Source organism: Pantoea sp. JZ29 (assembly GCF_035190385.1).
GTDB lineage: Bacteria > Pseudomonadota > Gammaproteobacteria > Enterobacterales > Enterobacteriaceae > Pantoea > Pantoea stewartii.
Genome location: NZ_CP045241.1, coordinates 280,476 through 297,318 on the forward strand (window position 1 = coordinate 280,476; position 16,843 = coordinate 297,318).

Genomic DNA, 16,843 nt, shown 5'->3' on the forward strand with positions numbered 1-16,843 from the left:
ACGTGGTGGTTCATGGATATTCAGGTCGTGATGAAGTCGAACTTAATCGCAGTGAAAAACTTATTCTTGAGCTTGTCCGCCGCAATCACGGCATTTCCCGCTCCTCGCTGGTTTCACAAACGATTCTGAATCAGTCATCGGTTCACCGTATTGTTGATACACTGACCGAAAACGGTTTTCTCAGCCTGGGGGAATCGCCCTCACAGGGAAGGGGTAAGCCCAGCCCGTCGTTATCCCTGAATCCGGACGCACGTTACAGTTACGGTATTTCCATTAACTCTGACAGCGTGGCGGCAAGCCTGATTAATTTCCGCGGCGATATTATCGAATACTGCGTGCTGGACACGCTGCCCGGCAATCCTGCCCGAACGCTGCTGGATCTCAAACGCCATTATCTGGATACCTTAAAACATATTGGTATTTCGTCAGAAAAAGTGTGTGGCGTCGGATACAGCATGGCGGGCTTTCTGTATGACGCCCGGAAATATTTTAATCCGCCAGAACCGCTGAAAAACTGGATGGGCATTGATCTGCGCCGTGAAATTATGACGCTGTTTGACCGGCCCGTCTGGATTGAAAATAACGCCACGACGGCCGCGCATGCAGAAGCTTTTTTGGGCGCGGGCCTGCACTACGAGACCTTCGGCTACCTCTCTTTTAATTACGGCTTTGGTGGCGGCATTGTCATTAACGGCAAACCGTTTCAGGGCGCTTTTGGCAATGCGGGCGAGATCAGCCGGATTTTTTCGCCGGAAGAGGGCAAACTGCGTCCTGCGCTGGGGATCTTAATTGATCGACTGCGCAACGGCGGTATTGAAATTCACAACATTCGCGATCTGAATAATAAATTCGATCCGGACTGGCCCATTGCCCGGCAATGGGTCAACGAAGTCACGCCCAATTTACATCGGGCCATGGATGCCCTAAATGCCGTTATCGATCCCGGTGCCATTATTTTAGGCGGCGAATTGCCTCGTAAGCTGGGCGAAATGTTTTTAGCCATGCCCCGGGTCAGTTCGGGCAAACGCTGGAATATTTCGGCGGAGTATCCGGATATTCTGCTGAGCACTATTGAGGGCGACAGCTCGGCACTCGGTGCGGCGTTGACGCCGCTGCGGGAGACCTATTTCAACTGATAAATCGCTCACTGGCGCGAAGGCCAGCGAGCGGTGGTCTCTCTGCTGTCTGTCGGCAGCAGAGAGGAACGGGTTAGCGCATGGTGACAAACTCTTCCGCCGCCGTCGGGTGAATCGCCACGGTATTATCAAAGTCTTTTTTGGTCGCGCCCATTTTTAACGCAACCGCAAAGCCCTGCAGCATTTCGTCCATACCACTGCCAATGCCATGAATGCCGACGATTTTTTCCTCCGGACCGACGCAGACGAGTTTCATGCGGCACGGCTGGCGATGCTGCGTGACGGCGGTGTACATCGCGGTAAAGGCGGACTTGTAGACTTTCACCTGGTCATCACCGTACTGTTCGCGCGCCTGCGGCTCTGTCAGGCCCACCGTGCCGATGGGGGGATGGCTGAACACCACAGTCGGGATATTGCGGTAGTCCAGATGCTCATCCGGTTTGTTATTGAACAAACGCTCTGACAGGCGACGGCCCGCCGCGACGGCGACCGGCGTCAGTTCAACGGCACCGGTGTTATCGCCGACGGCATAAACGCCAGGCACGTTGGTGTTCTGGAATTTATCGACCTTGATGTAGCCTTTCTCGTCCAGCGCCACACCCGCTGCCTGAATATTCAGGCCGTCGGTTTCAGGAACGCGTCCAATCGCCCAGACCAGGCAATCAACCGTGTATTCACTGCTGTCTTCCAGCTGCAGCGTCAGGCTGCCATCGGCATTTTTTACTACCGCTTTTGGCGTCGCCTGCATATGCAGCGTTGGGCCTTCCGCGTTCATCACCTCAACCAGCGTATCCGTAATTAGCGGATCAAAATTGCGTAGTGGCGCATGTTTGCGAACAAACAGATGGGTTTCTGAACCTAATGCGTTTACCACGCCCGCCAGCTCAACGGCGATATAGCCCGCGCCGACCACGGCGGTACGTTTTGGCAGGGCATCCAGCTCAAAGAAGCCGTCAGAATCAATCCCGTATTCCGCGCCGGGAATGTCGGGATGACTCGGGCGTCCGCCCGTAGCAATCAAAATATGATCGGCGGTGATCGTTTCGCCATTCACCTCAACGGTATGGGCATCAACAAAACGGGCAAAACCGTGGATCACATCGACCTTATTTTTCCCCAGAACATTGTCGTATGAATGGTGAATACGATCGATATAGGCGCTACGGTTTTTCACCAGCGTGCCCCAGTCAAAGCGATTAACGGTGGTATCAAAACCATAATCCGGCCCGTAAAGATGAATGGCCTCGGCAATTTGTGCGGCGTGCCACATTACTTTTTTCGGCACGCAGCCGACGTTGACACAGGTTCCGCCCAGCGCTTTGGCTTCAATCAGGGCGCACGTCTGGCCATAGCTTGCTGCACGGTTAATTGAAGCGATACCGCCGCTGCCGCCGCCGATGGCGAGATAGTCATAATGTCGGGTCATGGAAGTCTCATCCGGTTACTGGGAAAGTGATAGAGAGTGTAACGCCGCAGGGTACGGCGTCGCAAAAATTGCGCCTATGATTGTAACAGGCCTTATCGTTTCATTATTTACAGGGAAGCATAGCATGTACCTGACTTTTCTTGGCACCGGCGGGGGCGCGCCGAGTCTGCAACGCAATGTCACTGCCATCGCGTTTACCCGCGACAAAAGCGGCGCCACCTGGCTGTTTGACTGCGGTGAGGGCACGCAACTCCAGTTTATGCGCTCAGACCTGAAGCCTGGCAAACTCGATAAAATCTTTATCACCCATCTTCATGGCGACCATATTTTTGGGTTGCCGGGCCTGCTTACCAGTCGCTCGATGGCGGGGTTAACCACGCCAATGACGGTTTACGGTCCAGCAGGGCTGAAAGCCTTCGTTGAAACGGCACTGTCGCTGTCCAGCTCGTATACCGATTACCCGCTGGAGATCGTTGAGATCGCCGCGGGTGAGGTACTGGATGATGGCGAATTTCGCGTGACCGCCTGGCCGATGAATCACACCATTGCCTGCTTTGGCTATCGCATTGAGCAGCATGACAAACCCGGTTTTCTGGATGCGCCTCGCCTGAAAGCAGAGGGCGTACCGCGCGGTCCCTGGTATCAGCAGTTAAAGCAGGGCGACACGATTACGCTGGAAGACGGGCGTACCGTTAACGGCGCTGAGTATCTTGGGCCGCCAGTGAAAGGCAAAACGCTGGCCATTTTTGGAGATACTGCGCCCACTGACGTCGCGCTACAGCTGGCGGCGGACGTTGATGTGATGGTGCATGAAACCACGCTGGAAGAGGCGCTGGCTGAAAAAGCCAACGGGCGCGGTCACTCTACCACCTTACAGGCTGCGACGGTGGCAAAGCAGGCCGGAGCAAAGCGCCTGATTGCCACCCATTTTAGTTCGCGTTATCTCGCCCGGGACATGGCGCGCCTGCTGGCAGAATGCCAGCGCATTTTCCCTGACACCGAGATGGCGCACGACCTGGCGGTCTTCACGCTGTAGGGATCAGTGCGCCAGCGCAGGGTAGGTAAAGAACAGCAGGTGGACCATGTTGAGTGCAAAATGGAACGCGGTCGCCAGCCACAGGCGGCCGCTCCAGTGCCAGACCAGACCATAAATCAGTCCGGCCAGCGCGGCAAAGATCATCAGCAGCACCCCGCCAGATGCATGGGCCAGACCAAACAGCAGTGCCGTTACCAGCAGGGCGATCACGCCGCCCCATTTCTGGCGCAGGCGCTGCTGGAGATAACCCCGGAAAAACGCCTCTTCGGCCAGTGAGACAAAAAACAGATTGGCCAGGGCAAACGATCCCAGCCAGTCCGGAAGGTGCGTTTCGACGGCAAGGCCGCCCAGCAACACGGCGCTGCCCAACAGCAGCGGCACGGCGGCGACAGGCGCGAGCCACCAGGCCGGCGAGCGCGGCGGATGCGCCTCTGCGTTGAACAGCGTCGGCATACAGGCCAGCAGCAGAAAAGGAATCAGCGCTTTATCGAAATTAAAGGAAAATGAGAAGGGCACGCTGCGGGCACCGACCTTAACCGCCTCGACCTGCAGGGGATTATTGAATCCCGGAATAAGGTGCAGCATCAGCGCCAGCGCAATCAACACCAGAAGGGCTTCGCTGACGATCTGCCATCGCCGACTCCGGCGATCGTAGATACGAAACGCGACCAGGGCAGCGACAGCCGCAAACACAAAGGTAACGGGCCAGTCGAGGACGTTTTGATAAACGCCCAGCGCCGTTGCCAGCGCGAGCAATAACAGAGAGAGGCGTTTCGCCGGTTGCAGGGCGGCCAGCGCGCCCGCCAGGATGATCCACATAAAAATGACCTACGTTCAACGCCGCCGTGCTGTGCGCGGCGACGTTAAGCTGGGAAAGGAATTATTCAGGTACGATTTGGTTAACGCTGAAATGGCCTGTGCCGGTTGGCACCAGCTTCTGATGCAGCCACGGCAGCAGCGTGTTCATCTGATCGGCCAGCTTCCACGGGGGATTGATGACAATCATGCCGGACGCGGTCATGCCACGCTGATCGCTATCGGGGCGCACGGCCAGCTCAATCTGCAGGATATTACGGATGCCCGTGGCTTCCAGCTCGCGCAGCATATGTTTGATTTGCTGACGCAAGACGACCGGGTACCACAGCGCATAAATACCGGTACCGAAACGTTTGTGACCTTCCTGAATGCCTTTTACGACGGCCTGGTAATCACTTTTCATTTCGTAAGGCGGATCAATCAGTATCAGTCCACGACGTGACAGCGGTGGCAGCTTCGCTTTTAGCTGCTGATAGCCATCGGCCCTTTCAACGCGCGCGCGACTGTCTTTGCTGAACTCGGTACGCAGCAGCGGATAATCGCTGGAATGCAGCTCGGTCAGCTGAATCTTATCTTCAGGGCGCAGCAGATGGCGGGCGATTAGCGGAGAGCCGGGATAGTAGCGCAGCGTGCCGTTACGGTTCAGGGCATGAATTGCATCGAAATAGGGTTGCAGCAGGGCGGGCGCGTCCGGTTGTTGCCAGATGCGTCCGATGCCTTCCAGATATTCACCCGTGCGCTCTGCGTGCTCGCCGCTGAGTTGATAACGTCCTGCACCGGCGTGCGTATCCAGATAGAGAAACGGTTTTTCTTTCTCTTTTAACGCAGTGATGATGAGGCTCTGTACGGTGTGCTTAAGCACGTCGGCATGGTTGCCAGCGTGAAAACTGTGGCGATAACTCAACATAAAAAAGGGTATGTCCGCGGTTGAAGCTAAAAATAATCAAGTTGGCCCGATTATAACGACAGATAAGAATAATTGCTGGCATTTCGCGCACGGCAGCGGGCCTCTGGCCCTGGATTACAGGGTAAACCTTCTGCGCCATCGGTGTGTTAGCCTGTTTTATCCTCTGCTATGGTTAATCCAAACGCCGGCGGAAGGCCAGCCTGGCGCTATTCTGCTATTCATGACCGGTTACACCATTGATTTTCAGCATTCCAGACCGCATGTTAATAAGATTGCGTTGCGCGATTCATCGCGCCCCACACATTGTTAAAGGACTGCGCTATGACTAATCCGTTACTCACCTCGTTCACGCTTCCCCCGTTTTCGGCGATTAAGCCTGAGCACGTGGTGCCTGCCGTGACCGACGTTTTGAATGAATGCCGGGCGATGGTGGAAAAAGTGGTAGCGCACGGCGCACCTTACACCTGGGACAATCTTGTCCAGCCGCTGGCAGAAGCCGACGATCGCCTGAGCCGTATTTTTTCGCCGGTCAGCCATCTGAACTCGGTTAAAAACAGCCCGGAACTGCGTGAAGCCTACGAGCAAACGCTGCCGCTGCTGTCTGAGTACAGTACCTGGGTTGGTCAGCACGAAGGGCTCTATCAGGCTTACCGGGATTTAAAGGAAGGCAGTCATTACCGCACGCTGGATCAGGCGCAGCAGAAAGCCGTCGATAACGCCCTGCGTGACTTTGAGCTGTCCGGGATTGGTCTGGAAAAAGACAAGCAGCAGCGCTATGGCGAAATTGCCGCGCGTTTGTCTGAGCTGGGCTCTGCCTACAGTAACAACGTGCTGGATGCCACGATGGGCTGGAGCAAGCTGATCACTGACGAAAGCGAACTGTCGGGCATGCCGGAGAGCGCACTGGCCGCAGCGAAAGCGCAGGCTGAAGCCAAAGGTCAGGAAGGCTGGTTGCTGACGCTGGATATTCCCAGCTACCTGCCGGTGATGACCTACTGTGATAACGCCGCGTTGCGTGAAGAAATGTACCGTGCTTATTCCACCCGCGCCTCCGATCAAGGCCCTAATGCGGGCAAATGGGATAACGGCCCGATTATGGCCGAGGAGCTGGCTCTGCGCCACGAACTGGCTCAGCTGCTGGGTTTCGACTCCTTCGCGGATAAATCGCTGGCAACCAAAATGGCGCAAAGCCCTGCTCAGGTGATCGATTTCCTGAACGATCTGGCCGACCGCGCACGTCCACAGGGCGAGAAAGAGCTGGCGCAGTTGCGTGCTTTCGCGAAGAAAGAGTACGGCGTGGAGACCATGAATCCCTGGGATCTGACCTACTATGGCGAAAAACAGAAACAGCACCTCTACACCATTAGTGATGAGCAACTGCGTCCTTACTTCCCGGAATCCCGTGCGGTGTCTGGCCTGTTTGAAGTCGTCAAACGCATCTATGGCATCACCGCCAAAGAGCGGACGGATGTGGATGTTTATCACCCGGATGTGCGTTTCTTCGATCTGTTTGATGAAAGTGGCGAGCTGCGCGGCAGCTTCTACCTTGACCTGTATGCGCGTGAGCATAAGCGTGGCGGCGCGTGGATGGATGACTGCGTTGGGCAGATGCGTAAAGCCGATGGCAGCCTGCAAAAACCGGTCGCTTACCTGACCTGTAACTTTAACCGTCCCGTCAGTGGTAAACCGGCGCTGTTCACGCACGACGAAGTGATCACCCTGTTCCATGAGTTTGGTCACGGCCTGCACCACATGCTGACCCGCGTTGAGGCGGCTGGCGTGTCAGGCATTAACGGTGTGCCATGGGATGCGGTGGAACTGCCAAGTCAGTTCATGGAGAACTGGTGCTGGGAGCCGGAGGCGCTGGCGTTTATTTCCGGGCACTACGAAACCGGCGAGCCACTGCCTGAAGACCTGCTGAATAAGATGCTGGCAGCGAAAAATTACCAGGCGGCGTTGTTCATCCTGCGCCAGCTGGAGTTCGGTCTGTTCGATTTCCGTCTGCATACTGAATTCAACCCAGAAAAAGGCGCACAGATCCTGGAGACGCTGCGCGAAGTGAAAAGCAAAGTCGCCGTGGTCCCCAGCCCGGAATGGGGCCGCTTCCCGCATGCGTTCAGCCATATCTTCGCGGGCGGATACGCAGCGGGTTATTACAGCTATCTGTGGGCCGATGTACTGGCGGCGGATGCGTATTCACGTTTTGAAGAAGAGGGCATTTTTAACCGCGAAACCGGTCAGTCCTTCCTCGACAACATTCTGACGCGCGGCGGTTCGGAAGAACCGATGGAGCTGTTTAAACGCTTCCGTGGCCGTGAGCCTCAGCTGGATGCCATGCTGGAACACTACGGTATTCAGGGATAAGCCGTACGTGAAAATTTGTTTGTTTGATGAAACAGGCGCCGGTGACGGCGCCTTATCTGTTTTGGCCGAACGCTGGCAACTGACGCATTGTGACGATGCGGTGCTGGCGCTGGTAAAGACCGCAACGCATCTTGAACTGCGTAAGCGGGATGAGCCTAAACTGGGCGGCATCTTCGTGGATTTTGTTTCCGGTGCCATGGCGCATCGCCGGCGTTTTGGCGGTGGCCGTGGCGAAGCGGTAGCAAAAGCGGTCGGCATTAAAGGCAGTTACCTGCCCGATGTGGTGGATGCGACCGCCGGGTTAGGGCGCGATGCGTTTGTGCTGGCGGCCTTAGGCTGTCGGGTGCGCATGCTGGAACGGCATCCCGTGGTGGCGGCACTGCTGGAAGACGGGCTGGCGCGTGGCTATCAGGATGCGGAAATTGGTGGCTGGCTGCGTGAGCGTCTTTCACTGATTCATGCCTCCAGTATTCAGGCACTCACCGATATTGCGCCACCGCCAGATGTGGTTTATCTCGATCCTATGTATCCCCATCGGCAAAAAAGCGCCATGGTGAAAAAAGAGATGCGGGTGTTTCAGTCATTAGTCGGCGCGGATGAGGATGCGGATGCCTTGCTGGAACCGGCCCGCCGTCTGGCAAAGAAGCGTATCGTGGTGAAACGTCCTGATTATGCGCCACCGCTGGCCGGTGTCGTTACGCAGTCTGCGGTGGTCACGAAAAGCCACCGCTTCGATATCTATCCGCCGCTCGCGGAGTAGTCATGTCAAGCCGGTCGGCGACGACGTTCCTTCACGTCAACCGCCCCGGCTTTTTTCGTGCGGGTTATTCGTCATCCTCGTCGCGCAGTGGCACGATCAACATGTCGATATGCACGGTATTGATCAACTGACGCGCTGATGACATCAGCTTGCTCCAGAAGTCCTGATGATGACCGCACACCACCATGTCCACGTCGTATTTTTTAATCGCATCGACCAGCACCTGGCCCAGATCGCCACTGCCGCTCAGGGTTTCGGTGATGGGATAGCCCGCTGCATCTGACAGATTTTTCAGCGCCAGATGGGTTTCTTCAGAAATCCGCTTTTGCATATCGCCCAGGTTGACGTCAATCAGGCCGGTGTACAGATCAGAGTAATTCACATCGACATGAATCAGCGAAATTTTGGCGTCGTAAGGGCGCGCGAGCGAGACAGCTTTATCCACTAATAACTGACTTTCTGGCGAAAGATCGACTGCAATCAGGATATGTTTATAAGCCATGATATAACTCCTTCCACGAGATTCAGAATGGCAGCGGTTTCCAGACGCGTCACAGCTGCGAAATCCATTGCGCGAACGGGCGATGAGCGCCACCAAATTGGGTAACCTGCAATACAGGCAATGCTGTTGTTATACCTGAAAGTATAGCCCTGTGTGTTAACAAATGCTTCTGAAGCCGTCTGGCTTGTGAATAAGATCAATGATGAACGATTTTTACTCGTATAAAACGAAAATCCTCGCTGGTAAAAAATTGAACATTTCTCCTAAACTAAAAAAAGCAGCCTTGATCACATGGCTGTTACTTTTCTGATGATTCAAAAATAAAACTACAAATCGCTTAACGGGGTTGTTGGCAAATTCTGCAGGGACTGTTCAGCATGGTGCGCGTTCTGCACTGTTCTGCGGTGCCGGTAAGGAGGGTGACATGATCAGCACTATCGCGCTTTTTTGGGCTCTTTGTGTGGTATGCCTTGTAAATATGGCGCGCTATTTCTCTTCGTTGCGTGCGCTGCTGGTGGTTCTGCGGGGTTGCGATCCCCTCTTATACCAATATGTTGACGGCGCGGGTTTTTTCACCTCCCATGGTCAGCCTGGCAAGCAGGTGCGGCTGGTCCGCTATATCTGGGCAAGGCGCTATCTTGATCATCATGATGACGAATTTATTCGCCGGTGTGAGCGGGTAAGAGGCTTGTTTTTGTTGACCAGTTCGCTGTGCGGATTAGTCATTATCAGTTTGATCGCCCTGGCTATCTGGCATTAAAAAGGGCGACCGAAGTCGCCCTGATGTGCTGCTTACTCAGATGAGCTTCAGCGCTATCCAGTAGAGTGAACCTGATAACAAAATACAGACCGGCAGGGTGAAAACCCAGGCCATGGCGATGTTTTTGATCGTTTTACTCTGCAGTCCGCCACCGTCGACCAGCATGGTGCCGGCCACGGAAGACGAGAGGATGTGGGTCGTGGAAACCGGCATGCCGGTGTAGCTGGCAATCCCTATGGACACTGCGGCAGTAACCTGCGCCGACATGCCCTGCGCATACGTCATGCCTTTTTTACCGATTTTCTCACCGATGGTGGTGGCCACGCGGCGCCAGCCAATCATCGTGCCGATTCCCAATGCCAGTGCGACCGCCATGATAATCCACACCGGCGCGTACTCAATGGTGTTCAGCAGGTCGCCTTTGAGCTTGCCCAGGAAGCGTTTATCCTCTGGTGAGGTTTCCGGCAGCTTCGCCGCTTTATCGGCCGTATCGGAAATACACAACAAGAGGCGACGCATCTGGCTGCGTTGCTCAACCGACAAGTCGTTGTAGTTTTGCAGATTGTTCAGAAGCACCTGCGCACGTTGCACGGCCTGAAGCGCACGCGCACTGTCGCAGTGAAACTCTTTGGGACTGGTGGGTTCGACTTCTTCCGGCGTGGGCAGCTTAGGCGGTGCCATCTGGATAATATGGGTCAGTGATTCGCTGTGCTGCTGGTAATACTGTTCCAGGTGATTCACAGCATCGCGCGTTCGCGTGATGTCGTAACCCGACGCGTTCATATTGACTACAAAGCCCGCTGGCGCAACGCCAATCAGGACCAGCATAATCAGACCAATGCCTTTTTGCCCGTCATTAGCACCATGTGAATAACTGACGCCAATGGCGGAGATAATCAGGGCGGTACGGGTCCAGAAAGGCGGTTTTTTCTTGCCGTCAATCTTCTCACGGTCAGCGGGCGTCATATGAATCCGTGCACGCTTTTTAGTGTTGCTCCAGTAACGGCGCAGAAGGAAAATCAGGCTGCCCGCAATCACCAGACCGACAATGGGGGAGAGAATGAGCGACAGGAAGATATTCAGCACTTTCGGAATGTTAAGCGCATCCACCACCGATGTCCCGCTCATTAACGCATTGGTCAGGCCAATACCGATAATCGCGCCGATCAGGGTGTGAGAACTGGAGGCCGGAAGCCCTAAATACCACGTTCCCAGGTTCCAGATAATCGCGGCCAGCAGCATGGAGAAGACCATAGCAAGACCGTGAGCGGAGCCAACATTGAGCAGCAGATCGGTCGGGAGCATATGCACGATGGCGTAAGCCACGCTTAATCCGCCGAGCAGCACGCCAAAGAAATTGAATACCCCAGCCATTAACACAGCAAGCTGAGCACGCATAGCGCGTGTATAGATGACCGTCGCAACCGCGTTGGCCGTATCATGGAAGCCGTTAATTGCTTCGTAAAACAATACAAACAGCAGAGCAAGAACCAGTAACAGGCCGGTGCTAAGATCGAGACCAGCAAACAGATGTAGCATAGACGTTACGCCATTTTGGAGGACATGAACGCGGCGCATTATCCGCGACAATATGTGGTCTGGGAAAGGAAAATATAGACCTGAACCGGCTTAAAAGTGTCAATTTTGTAAGCTTAAAGGCGTAAATTCCTTTAAAATTATAAAGTTACATTATGACATAATTGCGGCAATTTTTTGACACTGGCATCAACGCAGGCAGATCACTACAATCTGCCCCTCTTTTATCAGGTGGACAATGGCAGTGGAACAGTTTGACGTTATCGTGATTGGAGCAGGGGCCGCGGGGCTTTTTTGTGCCGCGCAGGCTGGACAGCGCGGTCGCCGCGTATTACTGCTGGATAACGGCAAAAAGCCGGGCCGCAAGATTTTAATGTCAGGCGGTGGGCGCTGCAATTTCACCAATCTCTATACCGAACCGGCCGCCTACCTGTCGAATAATCCCCATTTCTGTAAGTCAGCGCTGGCGCGTTATACCCAATGGGATTTTATCGATCTGGTGAATCGTCACGGCATTGCCTGGCACGAGAAAACGCTGGGGCAACTGTTTTGCGATGAGTCTGCGCAGCAGATGGTCGATCTCCTGCTCGCCGAGTGTGAAAAGGGGCGTGTGACCCTGCGTTTGCGCAGCGAAATCCTGAGTGTAACCCGCGACGAAGCGGGCTACGTCCTGCAGCTCAACGGCAGCAGCGTACAGGCAGAGAAGCTGGTCATCGCCAGCGGCGGGCTTTCCATGCCGGGCCTGGGCGCGTCACCGTTTGGCTATAAAGTGGCCGAGCAGTTTGGGTTAACGGTGTTGCCAACCCGTGCCGCCCTGGTGCCCTTTACGCTGCATAAACCCCTGCTTGAACAACTGCAGACACTGTCCGGTGTGGCGCTGGACACGACCATCGAAGCGAAAGACGGCACCGTCTTCAAAGAGGCGATGCTGTTTACCCATCGTGGCCTGTCCGGCCCGGCGGTCTTGCAGATTTCCAGCTACTGGCAGCCGGGTGAGTTTATCTCGGTCAATCTCTCGCCTGCCACGCCGCTGGATGCGTTCCTCACGATTCAACGTGACGCGCACCCGAATCTGAGTCTGAAAAACAGTCTGGCGAAAATTCTGCCTAAGCGCCTGGTCGAAATTTTACAGGAAATGCAGGTGGTGCCGGATGTCACGCTGAAGCAGCTGAACAGCAAGCAGCAGTCAGCGCTGGTGCAGACGTTGCACAACTGGCAGGTGCAGCCCAACGGCACGGAGGGTTACCGTACCGCTGAAGTCACGCTGGGCGGTGTGGATACGACTCAGCTGTCCTCTAAAACAATGGAAGCACGTGACGTGCCGGGACTCTATTTTATCGGTGAGGTCGTTGACGTGACCGGCTGGCTGGGAGGCTATAATTTCCAGTGGGCCTGGAGCTCGGCCTGGGCTTGCGCGCAGGCCGTGTAACGTGCTTCGCCATCAGTGACGCGCTCAGGCATAGCGCGAAACCGCATAGTCTGCGTGCGCAATCTCGGGCTGTTTGCCTGAAATCACATCACTTAACAGCTGGCCGGATCCGCAGGCCATCGTCCAGCCCAGCGTGCCATGTCCGGTGTTCAGCCACAGGTTGGTGAAATGTGTATGACCGACAATCGGCGTGCCGTCAGGCGTCATCGGACGTAATCCGGTCCAGAAGGTCGCCTGCTCAACGCGGCCGCCACGGGGATAAAGGTCGTTTACCACCATCTCAAGCGTTTGCCGTCTCGCGGGCAGCAGGGTTTTGCTGTATCCCACGATTTCCGCCATACCGCCGACGCGGATGCGATTATCAAAACGCGTGATGGCAATTTTATAGGTTTCATCCAGTACCGTGGAAACCGGGGCGCCGGCCTCATCGGCGAGGGGAATCGTCAGGGAATAGCCTTTCAGCGGATACACCGGAATGTACATCAGTGGTCGAAGCAACTGGGTAGAGTAAGCGCCAAATGCCATAACGTACCCGTCTGCCGTCAGCGTCTGATCGCCACAGACAATCCCCCTGATCCTGTCACCTTCGCTCAGTAGCGCATCCACCTGCGTGTTAAAGCGGAACGTGACGCCGGCATCGCGCGCCAGGGCGGCAAGTCGCTGGGTAAACAGCTGGCAATCGCCAGTCTCATCGTTAGGCAACCGTAAACCTCCCGTCAACTTGTGCTTTACATCAGCCAGTGCAGGTTCGACGGTCGCCAGCTGGTCGGCTTCAAGCAGTTGATACGGCACGCCAGCCTCCTGCAGCACGGCAATATCACGCGCTGCGTTTTCAAACTGCTGTTCTGTGCGAAACAGCTGCAGGGTGCCGCCCTGGCGTCCTTCATATTCAATTCCTGTGCAGGCCCGCAGCGCACTGATACAGTCACGGCTGTACTCTGCCAGTCTGACCATCCTGGCTTTATTGACGGCATAGCTGTGAGGATTGCAGTTTTTCAGCATTTGCATCATCCAGGCCAGCTGGAAGCGAGATCCATCCGGCCGTACCGAAAGGGGCGCATGGCGCTGCACCATCCACTTCACCGCTTTAAGCGGCACGCCTGGCGCGGCCCAGGGCGCGGCGTAGCCAGGCGAGATCTGACCGGCGTTGGCGGCGCTGGTACCCAATGCCGGGCCCGCTTCGCGTTCGATCACGGTGACCTGATGCCCTGCCTGCTGCAGATACCAGGCGGTGGTGACGCCCACCACGCCGCTGCCAAGCACAATGATTTTCATCGCAATGTCTTCCTGAAAGAGTGATCGTTAAAAGGTGGTCGCGTTGCGCCACCCGTTTGATGTGTTGTGAATCAGGCATGCATATGGTTATGGGCCAGCCAGCACCTGACCGCCCGCCCGTCATCCTGAACGCGCAAAGACTGAGGCGTGGCACAGCCACTTGTTGCCTGCGGACAGCGATCGCGAAAGAAACAGCCGGTTGGCAGGTGGCGGTTACCCGGTAGTTCGGTGTTGACTGGAGCCCCCTCCAGCGGCGCGCCAATGCGTGGCACAGAGTCCATCAGCAATTGCGTATAGGGATGCTGAGGCGAATCGAGAACGTGCTGAGCCGCGCCCAGTTCGACAATCTGGCCCAGATACATGACCGCAACGCGATCGCTCATGTGACGGACGACCGAGACGTTGTGAGAGATCAGGATATACGTCAGATTGTACTGCTGTTGCAGTTCCACCAGCAGGTTCAGAATCTGCGCCTGGACAGAAATATCCAGTGCCGAGGTAGGTTCATCCAGCACAATGATGTCGGGTTGGGAGGACAGTGCCCGGGCGATGGCAATGCGTTGACGCTGACCGCCGGAAAACGCATGCGGTGGACGGTCCAGGTATTCCGGGCGAATCCCCACCTGACGGGCCAGGGAGTCAGCCAGGGCGCGTCGCGTTTTTTCTGACGCGCGTGACTGAATCCAGACCGGTTCGGTCATGATACGCCAGACCGGCAGGCGGGGATCCAGTGACGAGAGCGGATCCTGAAAGACCATTTGCATGCGACGTTCCTGGCCTCCGCCAGCGGCGGTGGCCAGGTCAAGCTGACCCGTTGTCGGACTCAGCATGCCCATCAACAGTTTCGCCAGGGTGCTTTTGCCGCAACCGGATTCACCGACAATGCCCAGCGTTTCGCCCTGTCTGACCTGGATATCCAGGCCATTCAGTGCATGAACCCGTTCCGTCACTTTGCCACGCCAGTTCTTCTTCGCAGGAAAGGCAACGTGTACGTTTTGTAGCGTGAGCAGAGCATCAGACATGGCGCGTCTCCTGTTGTGGATACCAGCAGGCCACCTGCTGGGCAGCGTTGCCCGTCGCCTGTAAACGTGGTGCGCGGGTGCAGCGTTCGCCTGCCGCGAAGCAGCGCTCGCGAAACGCACAGCCCGAGGGCAGGGAGGTCAGGTTGGGGACGGTGCCGGAAATGGACGCCAACGGGGCGCGCGGTTCGCTGGCATCGGGCGAGCAGGCAAGCAGGCCAATGGAATAGGGATGGCTCGGTGAATGCAGGACGGTTTCCGTCATGCCGCTTTCAATGACTGCGCCGGCGTACATGACGTAAATCCGGTCGCACAACTGCGAAACCACCGCCATATCGTGGCTGATAAACAGCACCGCCGTGCCCGTTGCCTCCGCTTTTTGTTTTAACAGGCGCAGTACCTGACGCTGTACGGTGACATCCAGCGCGGTCGTGGGTTCATCGGCAATCAGCAGATCGGGTTCACAGGAAAAGGCCAGGGCGATCATGACGCGCTGACGCATGCCGCCGGAAAGCTCGAAAGGATAGCGCGCCATCACGTTCTTTGCGTCCGCGATTTGCATATCGCCCAACAGCGCAAGCGCCCGTGCGTTGGCCTCACGGGCTGACACGGGACGATGTTGTCGAATGACATCCACCATCTGCTTGCCGATGCGGCGAGTGGGATTCAGGGCGGTCATGGGTTCCTGAAAGATCATGGCAACGCGATTGCCGCGCATTTTACGCATCGCGGCCTCACTGGCGGTCAGGACATTCTGTCCCGCCAGTTCCAGTTTGCCGCTTTTGATCTGATAGCTGTGTTCGGGAATCAGCCGCATCGCCAGCATGGCGGTGACCGATTTCCCCGAACCGGATTCCCCGACTACGCCGACAATTTCACCACGGTTAATGTGCATGGACACATTGTTCAGCACATTCACCTCGCCCTGATAGACCGGGAAACTGAGGCGTAAATCCTCAATCGTCAGGATTCTCTCTTGCATCAGTGACGTCCTCCTGCTTTCGGATCCAGCAGATCCTGAATCCCATCGCCAAACAAATTGAATCCAACGGCGGTGATTAAGATCGCCGCGCCGGGGAAGGTGCAGTACCACCACTGGTCCAGCACGTAGTTGCGCCCGTTCGCCACCATCGCGCCCCATTCAGCGGTCGGTTGCTGCGCGCCTAAGCCAATGAAGCCCAGTGTCGCGGCCATCAGAATGGCGCTGCCGATATCCAGTGAGGCCTGTACCACCAGAGGCGGCAGCGCATTACGCAGGATATGCCAGCTAATCAGATGCCAGCGCGAGGCACCAAAGGTTTTGGCGGCTTCGACAAAGGTATGCTGTCTGACAATCAACGTCTGACCGCGTGCCAGCCGGACGTAAAAAGGGATACGCACAATGGCGATGGCGAGCATGGCGTTAAACAGGCTCGGTCCCAGCGCCGCGGCCAGCGCCATGGTCAGCACCAGCGAAGGGATAGACAGCATGATGTCCATCAGGCGCATAATGAGCGCATCGCTGCGACCGCCCAGAACACCGGACAGACAGCCCAGTAATGAACCGCTGATGCCCGCCAGCAACACCACGGCCAGTCCGGCCGCGACAGACTGCTGGCTGCCGACCAGCACGCGACTAAACAGATCCCGGCCGACTTCATCGGTGCCAAACCAGTGCGCAGCACTGGGCGGCTGAAGACGGTCGGTCAAACTGATGGCATTCGGATCGTGGGGCACCAGCCAGGGCGAGAACACCATCAATCCCAGCATCAGGACAATAATGGCGGCCCCCAGCAGGGTCAGTGGACTTTTACGCACCATCCAGAGGCGACGCTTCCAGACGAGAAGCGTGGGTTTCGCCTGACGTACAGCAGGCTGTTCTTGCGTCATCATCATGC

General features: G+C 56.2%; 15 protein-coding genes. 6 read left to right on the forward strand and 9 right to left on the reverse strand.

The genetic code is table 11. The annotated features are described in order from the left end of the window. Positions 1–5 precede the first annotated feature (5 nt). The gene (locus GC090_RS01300) at positions 6–1,136 is read left to right on the forward strand and encodes an ROK family transcriptional regulator (protein ID WP_033738268.1); all 1,131 of its coding nucleotides are present in this window, start codon (positions 6–8) and stop codon (positions 1,134–1,136) included. 73 nt (positions 1,137–1,209) lie between these two features. Here GC090_RS01300 and gorA read toward each other — a convergent pair whose 3' ends face one another. Further along, positions 1,210–2,562, reverse strand: a complete 1,353-nt coding sequence (gene gorA, locus GC090_RS01305) for a glutathione-disulfide reductase (RefSeq protein WP_324020703.1) — start codon at positions 2,560–2,562, stop codon at positions 1,210–1,212. Positions 2,563–2,686: 124 nt separating this feature from the next. Here gorA and rnz point away from each other — a divergent pair, with 124 nt between their 5' ends. Beyond that, the gene (rnz, locus tag GC090_RS01310) at positions 2,687–3,598 is read left to right on the forward strand and encodes a ribonuclease Z (RefSeq protein WP_033738264.1); all 912 of its coding nucleotides are present in this window, start codon (positions 2,687–2,689) and stop codon (positions 3,596–3,598) included. Positions 3,599–3,601: 3 nt separating this feature from the next. On the opposite strand, the gene GC090_RS01315 is transcribed toward rnz, so the two are convergent. Both GC090_RS01315 and GC090_RS01320 read right to left on the reverse strand, forming a co-directional pair. Beyond that, entirely contained in the window at positions 3,602–4,417 is an 816-nt protein-coding gene (locus tag GC090_RS01315) for a CPBP family intramembrane glutamic endopeptidase (protein WP_324020704.1), read from the reverse strand. A gap of 61 nt (positions 4,418–4,478) precedes the next feature. After that, a complete protein-coding gene (locus GC090_RS01320) occupies positions 4,479–5,321 on the reverse strand; it encodes a 23S rRNA (adenine(2030)-N(6))-methyltransferase RlmJ (protein ID WP_006121111.1) in 843 nt (280 codons plus the stop codon). A 321-nt stretch (positions 5,322–5,642) separates the two neighbouring features. Here GC090_RS01320 and prlC point away from each other — a divergent pair, with 321 nt between their 5' ends. Together prlC and rsmJ are read left to right on the forward strand one after the other, a co-directional pair. After that, on the forward strand, positions 5,643–7,685 hold the full coding sequence (prlC, locus tag GC090_RS01325; protein ID WP_054632922.1) for an oligopeptidase A: 2,043 nt from the start codon (positions 5,643–5,645) through the stop codon (positions 7,683–7,685). Between the two features lie 7 nt (positions 7,686–7,692). Next, complete coding sequence (rsmJ, locus tag GC090_RS01330; RefSeq protein WP_033738260.1) at positions 7,693–8,445, forward strand: 16S rRNA (guanine(1516)-N(2))-methyltransferase RsmJ; 753 nt, start codon at positions 7,693–7,695, stop codon at positions 8,443–8,445. A 64-nt stretch (positions 8,446–8,509) separates the two neighbouring features. On the opposite strand, the gene uspA is transcribed toward rsmJ, so the two are convergent. Further along, complete coding sequence (uspA, locus tag GC090_RS01335) at positions 8,510–8,947, reverse strand: universal stress protein UspA (RefSeq protein ID WP_006121100.1); 438 nt, start codon at positions 8,945–8,947, stop codon at positions 8,510–8,512. A gap of 424 nt (positions 8,948–9,371) precedes the next feature. On the opposite strand from uspA, the gene uspB reads away from it, so the two are divergent. Beyond that, a complete protein-coding gene (gene uspB, locus GC090_RS01340; protein ID WP_006121097.1) occupies positions 9,372–9,707 on the forward strand; it encodes a universal stress protein UspB in 336 nt (111 codons plus the stop codon). Positions 9,708–9,743: 36 nt separating this feature from the next. Here the strand turns inward: uspB and pitA are convergent, their stop codons facing one another. Then, positions 9,744–11,246 carry an inorganic phosphate transporter PitA gene (gene pitA / locus GC090_RS01345; RefSeq protein ID WP_039342786.1) on the reverse strand — a complete coding sequence of 501 codons (1,503 nt, stop codon included), beginning with the start codon at positions 11,244–11,246 and terminating at the stop codon, positions 9,744–9,746. A gap of 241 nt (positions 11,247–11,487) precedes the next feature. On the opposite strand from pitA, the gene GC090_RS01350 reads away from it, so the two are divergent. Continuing rightward, a complete protein-coding gene (locus GC090_RS01350; protein WP_033738343.1) occupies positions 11,488–12,672 on the forward strand; it encodes a BaiN/RdsA family NAD(P)/FAD-dependent oxidoreductase in 1,185 nt (394 codons plus the stop codon). Between the two features lie 24 nt (positions 12,673–12,696). Here GC090_RS01350 and GC090_RS01355 read toward each other — a convergent pair whose 3' ends face one another. From GC090_RS01355 to ddpC, 4 genes are all read right to left on the reverse strand, one after another. Beyond that, positions 12,697–13,947 (reverse strand): D-amino acid dehydrogenase, encoded by a 1,251-nt coding sequence (locus GC090_RS01355; RefSeq protein WP_324020705.1) that lies wholly within the window; start codon positions 13,945–13,947, stop codon positions 12,697–12,699. A 71-nt stretch (positions 13,948–14,018) separates the two neighbouring features. Continuing rightward, positions 14,019–14,969 carry an oligopeptide/dipeptide ABC transporter ATP-binding protein gene (locus GC090_RS01360; RefSeq protein WP_324020707.1) on the reverse strand — a complete coding sequence of 317 codons (951 nt, stop codon included), beginning with the start codon at positions 14,967–14,969 and terminating at the stop codon, positions 14,019–14,021. Next, positions 14,962–15,948 carry an ABC transporter ATP-binding protein gene (locus GC090_RS01365; RefSeq protein WP_324020709.1) on the reverse strand — a complete coding sequence of 329 codons (987 nt, stop codon included), beginning with the start codon at positions 15,946–15,948 and terminating at the stop codon, positions 14,962–14,964. The genes GC090_RS01360 and GC090_RS01365 overlap by 8 nt, the downstream gene beginning before the upstream one ends. Further along, positions 15,948–16,841 (reverse strand): D,D-dipeptide ABC transporter permease, encoded by an 894-nt coding sequence (ddpC, locus tag GC090_RS01370; protein WP_006121090.1) that lies wholly within the window; start codon positions 16,839–16,841, stop codon positions 15,948–15,950. The genes GC090_RS01365 and ddpC overlap by 1 nt, the downstream gene beginning before the upstream one ends. Positions 16,842–16,843: the final 2 nt, after the last annotated feature.